The organism is Peterkaempfera bronchialis, assembly GCF_003258605.2.
Lineage (GTDB): Bacteria > Actinomycetota > Actinomycetes > Streptomycetales > Streptomycetaceae > Peterkaempfera > Peterkaempfera bronchialis.
This window is the reverse complement of the sequence record NZ_CP031264.1, coordinates 6,877,525-6,893,521: the sequence shown is the minus strand read 5'-3', so window position 1 is coordinate 6,893,521 and position 15,997 is coordinate 6,877,525. Positions and strand designations below refer to the sequence as shown.

At 73.4% G+C, this 15,997-nt stretch carries 11 protein-coding genes; 6 read left to right on the top strand and 5 right to left on the bottom strand.

Features of this window, described 5'->3' with window-relative positions; all coding sequences use genetic code 11:
- Positions 1 to 73 precede the first annotated feature (73 nt).
- Positions 74 to 2,398: a 5-methyltetrahydropteroyltriglutamate--homocysteine S-methyltransferase gene (metE, locus tag C7M71_RS29450; RefSeq protein ID WP_111490688.1), complete on the top strand. Its 2,325-nt coding sequence runs from the start codon at positions 74 to 76 to the stop codon at positions 2,396 to 2,398.
- A 93-nt stretch (positions 2,399 to 2,491) separates the two neighbouring features.
- On the opposite strand, the gene C7M71_RS29445 is transcribed toward metE, so the two are convergent.
- The 3 genes from C7M71_RS29445 to C7M71_RS29435 form a co-directional block, all read right to left on the bottom strand.
- Entirely contained in the window at positions 2,492 to 2,920 is a 429-nt protein-coding gene (locus C7M71_RS29445) for a hypothetical protein (protein WP_111490687.1), read from the bottom strand.
- A 128-nt stretch (positions 2,921 to 3,048) separates the two neighbouring features.
- Positions 3,049 to 4,665: a cellulose binding domain-containing protein gene (locus tag C7M71_RS29440; protein WP_229758997.1), complete on the bottom strand. Its 1,617-nt coding sequence runs from the start codon at positions 4,663 to 4,665 to the stop codon at positions 3,049 to 3,051.
- A gap of 393 nt (positions 4,666 to 5,058) precedes the next feature.
- Positions 5,059 to 6,015 (bottom strand): NAD-dependent epimerase/dehydratase family protein, encoded by a 957-nt coding sequence (locus C7M71_RS29435; RefSeq protein WP_111490686.1) that lies wholly within the window; start codon positions 6,013 to 6,015, stop codon positions 5,059 to 5,061.
- 195 nt (positions 6,016 to 6,210) lie between these two features.
- Here C7M71_RS29435 and C7M71_RS29430 point away from each other — a divergent pair, with 195 nt between their 5' ends.
- On the top strand, positions 6,211 to 8,439 hold the full coding sequence (locus C7M71_RS29430) for an NUDIX domain-containing protein (protein ID WP_111490685.1): 2,229 nt from the start codon (positions 6,211 to 6,213) through the stop codon (positions 8,437 to 8,439).
- A gap of 578 nt (positions 8,440 to 9,017) precedes the next feature.
- Positions 9,018 to 9,530 (top strand): CHAP domain-containing protein, encoded by a 513-nt coding sequence (locus tag C7M71_RS29425; protein ID WP_111495464.1) that lies wholly within the window; start codon positions 9,018 to 9,020, stop codon positions 9,528 to 9,530.
- Between the two features lie 34 nt (positions 9,531 to 9,564).
- Here the strand turns inward: C7M71_RS29425 and C7M71_RS29420 are convergent, their stop codons facing one another.
- Together C7M71_RS29420 and C7M71_RS32815 are read right to left on the bottom strand one after the other, a co-directional pair.
- Positions 9,565 to 10,047, bottom strand: coding sequence for a MarR family winged helix-turn-helix transcriptional regulator (locus C7M71_RS29420; protein ID WP_111495466.1), 483 nt, complete (start codon positions 10,045 to 10,047; stop codon positions 9,565 to 9,567).
- Positions 10,048 to 10,139: 92 nt separating this feature from the next.
- Positions 10,140 to 11,825, bottom strand: coding sequence for an FUSC family protein (locus C7M71_RS32815; RefSeq protein WP_114914634.1), 1,686 nt, complete (start codon positions 11,823 to 11,825; stop codon positions 10,140 to 10,142).
- Between the two features lie 117 nt (positions 11,826 to 11,942).
- Between C7M71_RS32815 and C7M71_RS29410 the strand changes: the two genes are divergently transcribed.
- The 3 genes from C7M71_RS29410 to C7M71_RS29400 are packed head-to-tail and all read left to right on the top strand — an operon-like array spanning position 11,943 to position 15,989.
- Positions 11,943 to 13,457 carry a type III PLP-dependent enzyme domain-containing protein gene (locus tag C7M71_RS29410; RefSeq protein ID WP_111492131.1) on the top strand — a complete coding sequence of 505 codons (1,515 nt, stop codon included), beginning with the start codon at positions 11,943 to 11,945 and terminating at the stop codon, positions 13,455 to 13,457.
- Complete coding sequence (locus C7M71_RS29405) at positions 13,454 to 14,773, top strand: pyridoxal-phosphate dependent enzyme (RefSeq protein ID WP_111492130.1); 1,320 nt, start codon at positions 13,454 to 13,456, stop codon at positions 14,771 to 14,773. Before C7M71_RS29410 ends, C7M71_RS29405 begins: the two co-directional genes overlap by 4 nt.
- Positions 14,774 to 14,780: 7 nt before the next feature.
- The gene (locus C7M71_RS29400) at positions 14,781 to 15,989 is read left to right on the top strand and encodes an aminotransferase class V-fold PLP-dependent enzyme (RefSeq protein WP_111492129.1); all 1,209 of its coding nucleotides are present in this window, start codon (positions 14,781 to 14,783) and stop codon (positions 15,987 to 15,989) included.
- Positions 15,990 to 15,997: the final 8 nt, after the last annotated feature.

Genomic DNA, 15,997 nt, shown 5'->3' with positions numbered 1-15,997 from the left:
CCCGGTCTTGCCACCCTTCGCGCCTACGACCCGTCCCGGGGTCGTCGGAGACATGCTCGCGAAGGAGAGTCTTGTGACCAGCACGTCCGCAGCCGCGGCAGCACGGGGAACCGTGTACGGCTACCCACGCCCGGGCCGGAACCGGGAACTGAAGAAGGCCATCGAGGGGTACTGGCAGGGCCGCGTCACCGCCGGCGCCCTCCGGGACACGGCCGCCGAACTGCGCCGCGCCAACTGGCGGCTGCTCGCCGACGCCGGCATCCACGAGGTGCCGACCGGCGACTTCTCGCTCTATGACCACGTCCTGGACACCAGCGTGATGGTCGGCGCGATCCCCGCCCGGCACCGCGCCGCCGTCGAGGCGGACGCCCTGGACGGCTACTTCGCGATGGCGCGCGGCACCCAGGATGTGGCGCCGCTGGAGATGACCAAGTGGTTCGACACCAACTACCACTACCTGGTCCCGGAGCTGGGCCCCGACACCGCGTTCAGCGCCGACACCGCCAAGCAGGTCGCCGAGCTCACGGAGGCGCTGGCGCTCGGCCTCACCGCGCGCCCGGTGCTGATCGGCCCGGTCACCTACCTCCTGCTGGCGAAGCCCGCCCCCGGCGTCGCGGCGGACTTCGAGCCGCTGGCCCTGCTGGACCGGCTGCTGCCGGTGTACGCCGAGGCGCTCGCCGACCTGCGTTCCGCCGGTGCCGAGTGGGTGCAGCTGGACGAACCGGCCCTGGTGCAGGACCGCACCCCGGCCGAGCTGAACGCCGCCGCCCGCGCCTACCGTGAGCTGGGCGGTCTCACCGACCGGCCGAAGCTGCTGGTCGCCTCCTACTTCGACCGGCTGGGCGAGGCCCTTCCGGTCCTGGCCAAGGCCCCCGTCGAGGGGCTGGCCCTGGACTTCACCGGCGCCGCCGCCGCCAACCTCGGCGACCTCGCGGCCGTCGGCGGGCTGCCCGGCAAGCGCCTGCTCGCCGGAGTCGTCAACGGCCGCAATGTCTGGATCAACGACTTCGAGAAGTCCCTGGCCACCCTGGGCACGCTCCTGGGACTCGCCGACCGGGTCGATGTGGCGTCCTCCTGCTCCCTGCTGCACGTCCCGCTGGACGCCTCGGCCGAGCGTGACATCGACCCGCAGATCGCCCGCTGGCTGGCCTTCGCCCGCCAGAAGACCGCCGAGATCGTCACCCTGGCCCGAGGGCTCGCCCAGGGCACCGACCTCATCGCCGCCGAACTCGCCGCCAACCGCGCCGACCTGGCCTCCCGAGCCGGTTCCGTACTCACCCACGACCCGGCGGTCCGCGCCCGCAGCGCGGCCGTCACCGACCAGGACGCCCGCCGCTCGCACCCGTACCCGGAGCGGGCCGCCGCGCAGCACGCCCGCCTCGGGCTGCCGCTGCTGCCGACCACGACCATCGGCTCCTTCCCGCAGACGGCCGACCTGCGCACCGCCCGCGCCGAGCTGCGCACCGGGCGGATCGACGCCTCGGCGTACGAGGAGCGCATCAAGGCGGAGATCCGCGACGTCCTCGCCTTCCAGGAGAAGGCCGGTATCGACGTCCTGGTGCACGGCGAGCCCGAGCGCAACGACATGGTGCAGTACTTCGCCGAGCAGTTGACGGGCTACCTCGCCACCCAGCACGGCTGGGTCCAGTCGTACGGCACCCGCTATGTCCGGCCGCCGATCCTGGCCGGGGACATCTCCCGCCCCGAGCCGATGACGGTCCGCTGGACGACCTACGCCCAGTCGCTCACCGACCGCCCGGTCAAGGGCATGCTCACCGGTCCGGTCACCATGCTCGCCTGGTCCTTCGTCCGCGACGACCAGCCGCTCGGCGAGACCGCCCGGCAGGTCGCGCTCGCGCTGCGCGACGAGGTGAACGACCTGGAGGCGGCCGGTACATCGGTGATCCAGGTGGACGAGCCCGCCCTGCGCGAGACGCTGCCGCTGCGCGGTGCCGACCGGGCCGGGTACCTGGCCTGGGCGACCGAGGCGTTCCGCCTCACCACCAGCGGGGTCCGCCCGGACACCCAGGTCCACACCCATATGTGCTACGCGGAGTTCGGTGACATCCTCCAGGCCATCGACGACCTGGACGCCGATGTGATCAGCCTGGAGGCGGCCCGCTCCCATATGCGGGTCGCCGATGAACTCGCCACCGCCGGCTACCCCCGCGAGGTCGGCCCGGGCGTCTACGACATCCACTCCCCGCGTGTCCCCGGCGCGGACGAGGCGGCGGCCCTGCTGCGCAAGGGACTTGAGGCCATTCCCGCCGAACGGCTCTGGGTCAACCCCGACTGCGGTCTGAAGACGCGCGGCTGGCCCGAGGTCCGGGCCTCGCTGGAGAACCTGGTCGCGGCGGCCCGCGAGGTCCGGGACGGCCTGCCGGCCACGGCTTCCTGACCCGGCTCGTGACCCAGCTCTGACCCGGCTCCGGCCGGGGCGGGCCCCTGCGGCTCCGCTCCGGCCGGATCGCTGCCGCCCTCGCCTGGGCGGTCACTCCACGGTGTCGTCCTGCGAGGCCTGCTCGATCCCGCGCAGCACCGCGTCGGTCTCCTCCTGCTGGCGGCGGCGGGCGGCGGCCCAGTCCCGCAGCTCCTGGAGCCTGACCGGGTCCTCGGCGACCTCGGCGCTCACCACGGTGGTGATGCCGCTGCCCAGGTCCACGACCTGCTGGTCCATCCGGCCGGTGGCCAGGATGCCCATGACGACCAGGAACTCGTCCCGCACCTCCCGGGTGAGGAACCGCTCGTCCTCGTCGGGGATGTCCGCGTCGACGGTGTCCGCCCCGGACTCGATCAGCTTCAGCGGGCCCGTGATCATGCGGCCCAGCACCCGGAACTGGTCGGGGTCCATCCGGATCCGCAGCGATTCCAGGTACAGGCGGAGCTGGTCTGCGCGGCTTGGTGCCGTCTCGTCGTCCATGGGGGCATTTTTCCGCTCCGCCCGGCCGGACGACAGTGGCACGACCCGGCCTCCTGGTGCACGGCCGGGTCCGGCCGGGCTGCGGGGCAGCCCGGCCGGACCGAGGGAACCGAGGGAGCGGGGTGGGATCAGGTGGCGGTGCAGGAGAGGGCGGGGGCGGTGGTGGGCGCGGTGCCGGTGGCGTTGAAGCCGAAGGTGGTGGTGCCCTTGGGGGCCAGCGAGCCGTTGTAGCCGAGGCTGGTGGCGGTGACCCCGGTGCCGGTCTGGGTGAGGTCGGCGTTCCAGTGGTCGGTGGCGGTCTGCCCGCCCGGCCAGGTCCAGGTGACCTTCCAGCTGCGGGTGGCGGCGGTACCGGTGTTGGAGACGGTCACCGTGGCGCCGAAGCCCGCGTTCCACTGGCTGTCCAGGTGCCAGGAAGCGGCGCAGCCGCTGTTCTGGCCTCCCCCGCCGCTGGTGGCCGAGGTGGTGGCGGTGACGGTGCCGGAGGCAGCCGAGAGATTGCCCGCCGCGTCGCGGGCCTTGATGCTGTAGGAGTACGCGGTGGAGGGGGTCAGCCCGGTGTCGGTGTAGCTGGTGCCGACCGGCGAGGCCACCAGCAGGCCGTCGCGGTAGACGTTGTAGCCGGTGACGCCCACATTGTCGGTGGCGGCGCCCCAGGTCAGCGAGACGGTGGTGCTGGTGGTACCGGTCACCGAGGGCTGCCCGGGCGCGGTCGGCGGGGTGGTGTCCCCGCCGGTCCCGCCGCTGGTCGTGCCGGCCGTTGTGCCGCTGGTCGTGCCGGCCGTTGTGCCACCGGTGCCGCCGTCCGTCGTGTACGAGACCCCGGTGAACGGGCTTGAGCAGCCGTTGGAGCAGGAGCTCGGCATGGTGAAGCTGTAGGTGCGGCCGCCCTGGACGAGGGCGTCGTCCGCGTCCCGGACGCGGATGCGGTAGCTGGTGCCGTTCGTGGCGGTCGGCGCGATGACAAACGCCTGGCCCATGTCGGTCTGACGCTGCGCCGGCTGCCAGGCGCTGCCGTCGAAGTACTCCACGCCGTGGATGCCGTTGGCGAGGTGGGTGATGGCGATGGCGGGCCAGTAGGGCTTGGCGTTCGCCATGAACCCGATGGAGATGTCACCGGTGTAGCCGGGCGCCGGCACATACGACCAGGTGATGTGCCGGTTTCCCCAGTGGTTGGGGTACATGTCCCCGACCGGCGTGCCGTCCTTGGCGAACCGGTTCAGCGAGTCCTTGGCCAGGTCCAGGTGGTTGGGGTCGTTGCGGCACCAGCCGTTGGGGTCCGCGCAGCTGTCGGCGACCAGCATGTTCAGGGTGGCGCCGTTGTACTTGTCCTGGGTCCAGGAGCCGTTGCGGCAGAACGGCTGGTTGATGTCCCCGTCGTTGATGCCGGTGCAGTAGTCGCCGATGGTCACCTGCACCCAGCGCCCGCAGTTCAGGCCGTTGGCGAAGGCGCCCATCTTGGCGGCGTCCTGCGCCGGGACCGGCCGGGTGTTGTACGAGCTGGAACCGGGGGTGTTGAAGACGTTCAGGGCCACGAAGTTCTGCGAGTCCAGGTTCGCCTGCGGGACGCCGCAGCCGCCGTACGGCGAGCCCAGGGCGTCGAAGTAGGTGGCGTTCCCGGTGTACGACGCCGAGACCGCAGCGCTCGCCGAAGTCGAAGCGGTGGTGCAGACGGCCGTCACAAGGGCCAGGGCAGCGAGCAGCGCTGTGAGCAGCGACCGTGGCGTGGTGCGCGGGGTGATCACGACGTCCTCCGTGGACAGGATGGTGGCAAGGCGGTGCGGCGCCTGCCGGGCAGCGGTCAGCGCCCCGGCGCGGCCGTGCCGGGGCTCCGTACAGCGGCTCCATGCAGCGCGGGAACCTCGCGTGGGGAGGGCCGGCGAACGATTCGCGCCGGTGCGCCCCCGGCCGAGGGCCGAGGGCGGGGGACGTCCACGCACGATCCGGCGTGTCCGCTCGGTACCGGACCCGGAGGCGGGGGGGTCACTCCGAACCGGAGGACCGACCATCGCGGGGCCGCACCCAATGATGCCGTGCGGTCACACCCTGTCAAGAGAGATGCTTTGGCTCGCTCGTTCGGCCATCGCCGCATGGGTGCTGTCACCTGCGCCGACCACCAGGTGGCCTGGATCCACCTGTCAGGCTCCGGCGAGCAGTTGTGCCTCCTCGGCCGGGGACAACCCGTACTCCAGCGGCGGTTCGCCGCGCTCGCGGTCCCAGGCCAGCACATCGGCGGCGGTCACCGCCAGCGGGGTCGCGGGCATACCGGCGGCTCGGGCACGCGCCGGGCTGCGCTGCTGCGTCGACCACCTGGACCGGGGGCGCGTCAGCGGGAAGAACGGCGGCACCGCTTCGGGCGGCACCGGGACGACCTCGACCCGGCTGCCCGCCACCCGGGCGCAGGTGGTGATCAGCTCGGCCATGGTGGTCGGCTCGGCCGGGCCGACGGCGTGGAACGCGCCGGGCCGGTCGTCCGCCAGCAGCCGCACCACCAGCCGGGCCAGGTCGCGCGAGTCGACCACCTGCACCGGCTGCTCGGGGCTGCCCGGCAGAGCCACCCGGCCGCCGCGGGCGGCCCGCCGCACCCAGTAGGTGAGCCCGGACTGCACGTCGTACGGCCCGGCGACCTTCCCCGGCCGCACAATCGTCGCCCGTGAGCCGTAGCGGGCCAGCACATCGTCCTCGCAGGCCGCCTTGAGCGGGCCGTAGGTGTCCTCGTTCAGTTCCTCGGTGTCGCGCACCGGCGGCCGGGGCGGTGTGTCCTCGTCCGAGCCCGGCCCCACTCCGGTCCGCTCGTACACCGCCTGGCTGGAGAGGAAGAGATACCGGCCGACCCGGTCGCCGAGCACCTCCATGGCCTGCCCGACATGGCGCGGCACATATCCGCTGACATCGACCACCGCGTCCCAACTGCCGTCGCGCAGCGCCGCGTAGTCACCGGTGTCCCGGTCGCCGATACGCCTGGGCACGCCCGGGAAGAGGTCGGTGCCGGTCCTGCCCCGACCGAACAGGGTCACCTCGGCGCCGGTCCGCAGAGCGTCGTCCACGATCGCCCGGCCCACAAACGAGGTGCCGCCAAGTACCAGAATGCGCATGGTGCCCGACCGTAGCGGCGCCCGCACCCCGCCTCCAGCGGGTTTGCGCGCCGCCGGGCAGGATCCGGCAGGTCCGGCCGCGCTGTCCGAAGTGTTGTCCGAAGTGTTATCCGAAGTGTTGTCCGAAGTACGGCGTAACGGCCTTCCCACGGCCGGAGTTGAGCCCGGTACCCGCCCAGCTCCCGGAGGTTTCCCATGACCGCACCCCCCACCGACGACAGCTCCCCCGCCGTCGACCCGGAGCTCGCGCACTACCTCGCCCAGCACGCCGCGCCCGCCGCCTGCGCCGACGCCCTGATCCGCGACGGCCAGGGCCGGATCCTGCTGGTCGACCCGACGTACAAGGAGGGCTGGGACCTGCCCGGCGGCATGCTGGAGGACGAGGAGCCGGTCCGCGCGCTCGCCCGCGAGGTGGACGAGGAGCTGGGCCTGGCCATCGAGGTCGGCCGACTGCTGGCCGTGGACACGCTCCCCGCCGCCGTCTACGGGCGCACGGTCCTGGCCTTTCTGTACGCCGGCCACGCCCATGGCGAGCCCGCCGCCTCCGCGCTGACCCTCCAGGACAGCGAGATCCGGGCAGCCGGTTTCTTCCCCGAGGAGGAGGCGCTGGCGCTGCTGCCGGAACCGGTCAGCCGCCGCCTGTCCGCCGCGCTCGCCGCCGAGCGGGGCTCGTACACGGCCGTGCTGCGGGACGGCCACCGGCTGCCGGTGCGCAGGCGGGACCACTATGCACTGCTGCCCGCGCCGATGGTGGCGGCCACCGTCCTGCTCACCGACACGGCCGGACGGGTATTGGTCCTCGACCCCCGCGACAAGCGGCACCTTGAGCTGCCGGGCGGGATGGTCGAGGCGCAGGAGTCCCCCGGGCAGGCCGCCGCCCGGGAGCTGGCGGAGGAGCTGGGCCTGGCCGTCCCGGTCGGCCGACTGCTGGCGGTGGACACCTCACCGGCGTCGGCGACCCGGCACGGCCGGGCGCAGCTCTGCCTGGTCTTCGCGGCTCCGCCGCTCACGGCCGCGCAGGCCGAGGATCTGGTCTTTGTCGACGGGGAGGTCCGGGCCGCGTACTGGATGGACCGCAAGGAGGCCGCGGTGCGGCTGCCCGCCCGCCTGGCCGCCCGGGTGGCGGCGGGTCTCGCGGCGCTTGCCTCGGGCGGCATCGTCCACCTTGAGCAGGGCGTGCCGGTCGCCGCGCCGGTCGCGCCGTCGCTGCGGGCGCGGGCCGCCGAGGCGCGGGCGGCGATGGTCGAGCGGCTGGAGGACGAGGGCGTCCTGACCGACCCTGCCGTACGCCGGGCGCTGCTCGCGGTCCCCCGCGAGGTGCTGCTCCCCCGCTGCTATGTCCGCCGCCCCACCGCCCCCGGCCGACCGAAGGCGTGGCAGCTCCTGGACGGTGCCGACCCGCGCGACCAGGCCGAGTGGCTGGTACGGATCCATGACGGCGGCGCCGTCCCGGTCCGGCAGGGCGGGGAGCCGCTTGACGCCGCCGAGCGCGGGCAGGTCGTCACCGGCGGCGGTTTCACCGTGCGGTCCGCCGCTGTGGCCGCCACCGTCGAGGTGCTGCAAGCCCTCTCGCCGGCGGCCGGTGACCGGGTACTGGAGCTGGGCACCGGCCCCGGCGTGGTCACGGCCGCGCTCTGCGAGCTCGTCGGCGGTGGGGCCGTCACCACCGTGGAGGCCGATCCCCAGGTGGCCGAGGCGGCCCGCGCGCGCCTGGCGGCCCTCGGGTACCGGCCTCGGATCGTGCACGGCGACGGGGCGGGCGGCTGCCCCGGCGCCCGCTTCGACCGGATCGTGCTCTCCTTCGCGGTCCGCTGCCTGCCCCCGGCGCTGCTGGAGCAGCTCGCCGACGGCGGTTTGCTGCTGGCCCCGCTCACCACCGGGGCGCCGGGCCGTCCTGCCCGGGCCACCGTCGTCCGCTCCCGGGGCGGGCTGTCCGCCGTGCTCCGGCCGGTCGGTTCCGGCCATCGGCCGCTCCGGGGGCCGGACCGGGCCACCGCTCCCCCGCAGCTGCCGACCGGGCCGGTCGCGGTCCGCAGGAGCACCGTTTCGCCGCCCGCCCGGACCGAGGGCGGCTTCTGGCTCGCGGCAGAGCATCTGGTGCCCGGGCTGGTCCTGGCCGACGGTGCGGTCGGCGGCGAGGTGGCCGTGCACGCCCCGGGCGAGCGCTCCAGCGCCGTGGTCCGCCCCGACGGCGGCTGCTGGACGGTGGAGTACACCGGTCCCCGCGACCTCTGGGCCGAGGTGGAGGACGTCCACGGCCGCTGGGTGCGCGCCGGGCGCCCGGACCACTACCGGATCGATCTCTCCGACCCGGCCGCCCAGCGGGTGACCGGCGGCAGCGGCCGCCGGCCGCTGGAGTGGCACCTTCCGTCGGCGCCGACCGCCTCCGCCGCCGCCGAGCCCCATGAGGAGATCCGGCGGTAAGCCTCTTCCATGGCGCCGCTCGGGGGCCTCCGAGCCTCCTGGGGTGCCGGAGGAACCGGCCTTCCGCTACCTCTGCGGGGGCCTTTGGGGTGCTCTGGGCGTGAAGTGGGTCACTGCCCGGGGCGGGCCTACGAGCCGCCTTCGTGGATGGAGGGCGCGGGGCGGGTCGGTGGTCGGGGGTGTCGGTGACCGTTGTGGGGCTGCGCTATGGGATGGGGGGTTGTCGCAGCTCAGCTGGGGTGTGCGGGGTATGGCCGGGGGCGGTTGGCGGGGGTTTGGGCGGGGGGTGGGGGGCTGCGGGGTGGGTGCGGGGGATGGCTGCCGACCACGGAGTGGCGTAGTAGCGGCGCTCGTTGCCGGGGCGGCGCCGATCCGCTCAGGATGACGGGACTTTCGGCGCGTCGGGCGATCGACACCTCCGAATCCGCTTTTTTTGCGGCCCCCCACAGCCGCGATCGTCGCCCGCCGCCCGGGAGGGCCCTGCGCACCGTCGGCCGTGTGCCCCACCTCACCCCTGCGGGGGCTGGTCGGACGCAGCCCAGGGCTTCCTTCTGTCCCCAGCACCCCCGGGAATGCCCATGCCTTCTCTGCTCTCCCGCACCAGTGCCGTCGCCGGTCTCTGCGTCGCCGCGCTGGCCGTCCCCGCCACCGCCTACGCCGCCCCCGCCGCCAGTGCCGCCAGCGTCCGCTTCGCCGGCGGCAACGGCGCCATCGCCGACCGGGCGCTGGCCCAGGCCGGCAGCTACGGCGGGCAGTGCAAGCAGTTCGTCAACGACATCGTGCGCGAGGCGTCCAGCGGCCGGGTCCTGCTCGGCGGCGGCTACTACTCCGACTTCCAGCGCGCCGGCGCCCACCGCGTCAGCGCCAAGAAGGCCGCCAAGGGCGACGTCATCCAGCTCAATGTGCCCGGAGCCCCCGACAGCTTCGGCAGCGGCATGCACACCGCGATCGTGGTGGCCAACCTCGGCAGCCACAAGTTCAAGGTCGTCGACTCCAACTGGGTCGGCCCCACCCGGGTCGGCACCCACGTCTGGAACCCCTACACCCGCGCCGCCGACAAGGGCCTCAACGTCAACATCTGGCACTTCTGAGCCCGGCCCCGCCGCCGAGGGCCGGTCCACGGGCTCACACCGGCAGTCGGCTGCCCAGACGGCCTTCGAGGTGGATGAGGAGCCGACCGAGCAGGTCGGCCAGGTCCTCCTGGTTCTCCTCACCCATGCCGGCCAGCAGCGCGGACTCATAGCCGAGCTGCTCGGGCATGAGCCGGTCGATGATCTCCAGGCCCTCGTCGGTGAGGGAGACATGGGCGACCCGGCGGTCCCGTACATCGGTGCGGCGGACGACCAGGCCGCGCTCCGCCAGCGACCGCAGCCGCTTGGTGACGGCCGCGCCGGAGGCGAAGGTCTCGCGGGCCAGCTGGCCCGGGGTGAGCTCATGGTCGACCCGCCGCAGGGTGCCCAGGATGTCGAACTCGGCCCGGGTCAGACCGGCCCGGGCCAGCGGCGCCTCGGCGGCCTGCTGCAACAGCACGGTGCACCGGTTGAGGCGGCCGATCACGGCCATCGGTGCGGTGTCCAGGTCCGGACGGACGAGCTGCCACTGGCGCATCACCCCGGTGACGATGTCGTCCACGTGCCTGCGCCCCTTCCTCGGTGCCGCCTTGCACGGCCCGGTACGGCCCCGGTGCGGCCCGCCCGATCCTATGCGGCGACGGCAGGCCGCGCCGCCGCCAGTCGCCGGACGAGGGAGGCGAGCGCCTGGTGGCCGCTCCGCTCCGCCTCGGTGATCCGCTCCGAGGGCAGCGCGCGCTGCCACCACTCGCCCGAGGCGACCTCGGTGGCGTCTCGCAGTTCGACCAGCGCGTCGGAGAGGCGGTCCCGGGCCCAGGACGCCTCCGGCAGCCCGCCGCCGAGGAGCGCCGGGGTCCGCAGCGCGTGCTCCGCCGCCGCCTGTGCCTGCTGCACCTGGCGCAGTGCGGCCTCCATCCGGCCGGCGGCCCGCCAGTTGCCGACGGCCATGGTGACGGCCACGCCCACCACCACGCCGATGCAGGTGCAGATCCAGCGGTCGGTGATCATCGGCAGGGCCGGCCGGTACCCGCCGAACTCGGTGAGCAGCAGCGCCTGCTGTGTCACACAGACCGTCCCGGCCCAGTAGTTCCGGCTGACCAGCGCCTCGGCGCCGATCACGCACAGCCAGAGGACGGCGAGCAGCCCGAAGTCGCCGGAGCGGGTGACGGGCAGCAGCACGGTGAAGCAGGCCAGGCCCAGGAAGTTGCCGACCGCGCGCTGGAGGGCGCGGCTCCAGGAGAGGGACAGGTTCGCCTGGAAGACGGAGGCGGCGGTCACCACGGCCCAGTACGGGTGGCCGATGCCCAGGGCGAGGCAGATCCAGCCGGCGGCGGTCGCGCCGATCAGCAGCCGGGCGCCGATCGGCAGCAGCGGGGAGCCGGGCCGGAAGGCGTCCACGACCAGCCGCAGACCGCGCCGGGTGCCGGGCCCGGGGTACCGCTGGGTCGCCCGCTCGGCCGCGATCCCGGCCAGCTCCCGGCGCCCGGCCGGGCCGGGCGGCAGCTCGGGCAGCGGGCGGTTGCGCCGCAGCGCTCGGGCGAGGCGGCGCAGGCCGCGCGGGTCGGGGGCCGAGTCGGCGGATGCCGGTGTGTGGGCGAGTACGGACTCGGCGTGCACCAGAAGCTGCTCCAGGTGGGCCCGGGATGCCTCCTTGGCGGGGTCGCGGTCCGGGACCAGGAACAGGGTGTGCCAGGCGTCGTTGATCGCGGAGGCGGTGGCATGCCGGGTCCGGGCGCGCTCCTCGGGCCGGGCGGCGAGGTGCCGGGCGCCGGCCTCCAGCGCGCGGGCCACGGCGATGCGCTGCGGGCCACGGGGCCGGACCACGGCCGGGGCCATGGTGACCACCCAGGCGAGGGCCGCGCCCAGGACGACCAGCCCGCAGTGGAACGGGACCGCACCGAGCGGCACCGCCTGGAAGGCGAAGCCCGCCGTGATGAAGGTGAAGACCACATTGCCGGGCGGCCCGATCCGGGTGGCGTCGCACACCAGCTTCTGGATGGCGGCGATCAGCGAGATGACCAGGATCAGCGCGGCCGCCGAGTGGATCAGCGCACCGGCCACCAGCCCGAGCCCGGCCCCGGCGATCATGCCCGCGCCGACCCAGGACATGGTCCGGGCGCGCGCGGCATAGGGCAGGCCGTGGGCGTAGAGGGCGCACATGGCGCCGGCGGTGGTGAAGGCCGCCAGGTCGAGCCGGTCGAAGGCGAGCAGCAGGATCAGCTGGGGGACGGCGGCGGCCACGACCGCGCTGAGTCCGGGCTTGTACCAGATGTCGAGTGGCCGTCTGAGGCTGAGGGCGCTGCCGAGCTTCACCATGGGAACAAGATTAGCAGGTGTTTTACCCGTAAACTGATGCTCTCGATGGCGGGCGTAAAGGCTTCCCTTGCTGGAAAGAGATAGACGCGCACAGCGGGCGGGGGGAGGGATTCTCGGATGGGCGTCCCGGAACCGCTGTATCTGGCGCCCCGGCTGGACGCGCGGCTGTCGTCGCTGCTGGGGTCGGCGGAGTTCCTGCACGGGCTCGTCGACGCGCTGGGGTCGCCGCTCAATGTGGTCCTGCCCGAGCAGATCAGCGACAACCTGGAGCGCTTCCGCTCCGTCTACCGCAGACACCACCTCGGCGGGGAGGTCTTCTTCGCGCACAAGGCCAACCGGTCGAGCGCCCTGGTACGGCGGTTCGCCGCCACGGACGCGGCGGTCGACGCGGCGTCGCTGGGCGAACTCCAGCATGTCCTCGGCGCCGGGTTCACCCCGGACCGGGTGCTGGCGACCGGCCCGAAGAACCCGGAGTTCCTGTGGCTGGCCGCCCGCACCGGGGCCACCGTGAATGTCGACGGCCGTGCCGAACTGGACGACCTCGCCGCGCTGGTGCGGCGGCACGGACTGCCCCGGGTCCGGATTCTGCTGCGGCTGTCGGAGTTCCAAGGGGCCGGGTCCCAGGGGGCCGGGTTCCAGGGCACCGGCGTCCAGGTGCTGACCCGGCGGAGCCGCTTCGGCTCGCCCGTACGGGAGGTGGACGGCCTGCTGGCGGCGGTCGAACGGCACCGGGACGCCGTCGAGTTGATCGGCGTCGCCTACCACCTGGACACGGTCGGCCTGGCCGAGAAGGCGGTGGCGCTGGAGAGCTGCGTCACGGTCATGGACGAGTGCCGCAACCGGGGGCTTCAGCCACGGGTGATCGACATCGGCGGCGGGTTCGGTGTCAACTACCTCGCCGACCGCGCCCAGTGGGAGCGGTACACCACCGCACTCGCCGACGCGGTCCTGGGCCACCGCCCAGCCATGACCTGGCGGCGGCACGGGTACGGGCTGCGCAGCGAGTCCGGCACGCTCCGGGGGGCGCTCGGGCTCTACCCGTCCCACCGTCCGGACGCCGGGGAGAGATACCTCGACCAGCTGCTCTCCCTTCCCGCGCCGACCCTGGGGCGCCCGCTGGCCACACTGCTGCTGGAGCACCTCTACGACCTCTGGGCCGAACCCGGGCGGGCGCTGGTGGACCAGTGCGGGCTCACCCTGGCGCGGGTGCTGGAGGTGCGCCGTACGGACGCCGGGGACTGGCTGGTGCGGCTCGGGATGAACGCCGGCGACGTCAGCCTGGAGGAGCACGGCGTCCTGATGGATCCGGTCGCCGTGCCGCGCGGCGGTGGCCCGGCAGCAGCCGAACCGGAACGGGCCGGGGCCGAAGCGGTCGGGGTCTACCTGGCCGGAAACCTCTGCCTGGAGGCCGACCTGATCACCCGGAGGATGGTCTTCCTACCCCGGCTGCCGAGGCCGGGCGACCTCATGGGCTTCGCCAACACCGCCGGCTACTGCATGGACTTCCGCGCGGACCACGCCCAGCAGCAGCCCGTCGCCCGCAAGGTCGCCGCCTGGCAGCAGGCCGGTTCCTGGCGCTGGTGCCTCGATGAGGAGTACTGGCCGATCACACGTCCCGGAGGACAGGCATGAGGTACGACAGCATCATCGAGGCCATCGGGAACACCCCCCTGGTGCGGATCGACCCGGCCGTGCACGGACTCCGGAACATCGACCTGTACGCGAAGTTGGAGATGCTCAACCCCTTCGGCTCGGTCAAGGACCGGGCGGCGTGGAACATGGCCCGGCCCGGTCTGGCCGCCGCGGTGGAGCGCGGCGCCTCGATCGTGGAGCTGTCCAGCGGCAACACCGCGAAGGCGCTGGCGGTCATCGCGGCGATGCACGGGGTGCCGTTCAAGAGCATCAGCAACCGGATGCGGGTTCCGGAGGTCAAGGACCTGCTGCTGCTGCTGGGCGCGGAGATCCAGGAGCTGCCGGGGCAGACCGAGTGCCTGGACCCGACCAACCCGGAGGACCCGCTGACCGTGATCCACCGGATGCTCTCCGAGTCGGGATCCACCTATCTGCACACCGACCAGTACTACAACCCGCGCAACGCCGATGCGCACGCCGCCTCCACCGGCCCGGAGATCCTCGCCGACCTGGACGGCCGGGCCCCGGACTGGTTCATCGCCTGCGTCGGCACCGCCGGCTCCTCCAGCGGGGTGGCGAGGGTGCTGCGCGCGCACGACCCGCAGCTGAAGGTCGTGGGGCTGGTGGCGCACAAGTCGGACTTCATCCCCGGCATCCGCAATATCGACGAGGTGCATGAGGTCGGCCTCTTCGACCCCGCCACCTTCGACACCATCGCGTCGGTGACCGCCGACGAGGCCCTGGAAGGGATGCTGACCCTGGTCCGGCGCTGCGGCATGCTGGCCGGGCCCACCGGCGGAGCCGCCTACTTCGGGGCGGTGCGCCATCTACGCACGGTGGATGCCGAACTGACGGACCGTAAGAGCGCGGTCTTCATCGTCTGCGACCGCATCGAGAGCTATATGAGCTACATCCGGCAGCGGCGCCCCGACCTGCTGGGCCGACCGCCCCGGAAGAACTCGGTGGCCGGGGTCACCGACCAGGAGGTGCTGGCGGTCACGGCCGTCGACCCGGAGAACGCCCAGAAGTGGCTGGCCCAGGAACGGCCGCTGGTGGTCGACCTGCGCGGCCCCTCGGCCTATGCCGCGCTGCATATCGAGGGGTCGATCAACATCGTGGACGAGCTGTTCGAGGAACTGGTGCAGGGCGGCCTCCCCTTCAGCAAGGCCCAGCCGGTGCTGCTCGCCTGTCCGGTCGGGGAGAAGTCCGCCCGGTACGCCGCGCTGCTCACCCGCCTGGGGCACCCCGATGCGCGCAGCCTGGCCGGCGGCATCATCGCCTGGCGCGACGCGGGCGCACCGCTGGTACGGGAGTGACACGCCCATGACCGCCACCGACCGCTCCGGGGCCTTTCCCGACCGGCTGCGCGCCTGGCAGAGCGCGCTGCGCGCCCAGTTCCCGATCATCACCGCCCATCCGGAGCTGGCCTACCTGGACAGCGCGGCCACCACACAGAAGCCGCAGGCCGTCCTGGACGCCGTGCAGTCCTATCTGACCAGCGCCAATGCCAACGCCGGGCGGGGCAGCTACCCCTGGGCCAACCAGGCGACCGCGCTGGTGGACCGGACCCGGCAGCGGATCAAGGAGTTCCTGCACGACCCGGAGCCGGAGCGGTCGGCCGTGCACTTCGTCGGCGGGGCCAGCGAGGGGCTGCGCACCGTCGCCCGCGACTGGCTCACCGACGTCCTCACCGACGGGGACGAGATCGTGGTCCCCTTCGCCGACCACCAGGCGAACCTCTCGCCGTGGCTGGAGGCGCAGCGGCTGCTGGCCCGGCAGGGGGTCCGGGTCGCCGTCCGGGAGATGCCCTACCAGCCGGGGTCCGGCGACTACGACCAGGGGGCGCTGGCCGAACTGGTCGGCCCACGGACCCGCTTTGTCGCCGCCACCCATGTGCACCATGTCTACGGCGGGAACATGAATGTGCAGCGGATCCGGCAGGTGGTCGGGCCCGAGGTGCCGATCTGCCTGGACGCCGCGCAGAGCGTCGGGCATCTGCCGCTGTCGGTGGCCGAGACCGATGTGGACTTTGTGGTCTTCTCCGGACACAAGGCCCTGGCCCTGCCCGGCTCCGGGGCCGTCTGGGCCCGCTGTGCGCGGGGGCCGCGCTTCCGGCCCGGCGGGTGGGAGGGGAGCCCCAACACCACCGGTGTCGCCAGTCTGGAGGCGGCCCTGGACTGGCTGGACCGCGCGGGTACGGACCGGATCGAACGCTGGACCGTCGCCCTCGGGGCCCGGCTGACCGACGGGCTGCGCCACCTGGACGCCTATGAGGTGCTGGGCTGCCCGCTCAGCCTGGCTGCGGACTCCCAGGTCCAGCAGCGCCACGGCATCGTGACCTTCCGGCATCGCGGCATCGGCGCCGCCGACCTCGGCTTCATCCTCTTCAGCCACGGCTTCATGGTGCGGACCGACGGCCACTGCCAGGCCGGCGCCGGGGAGAAGGAGAGTTCCGTACGGGTCAGCCTGCATGTGTACAACACCCCGGCGGAGATCGACCGGCTGCTCTCCGTCCTGGCCGACCTGGCCTGAAACCGGCG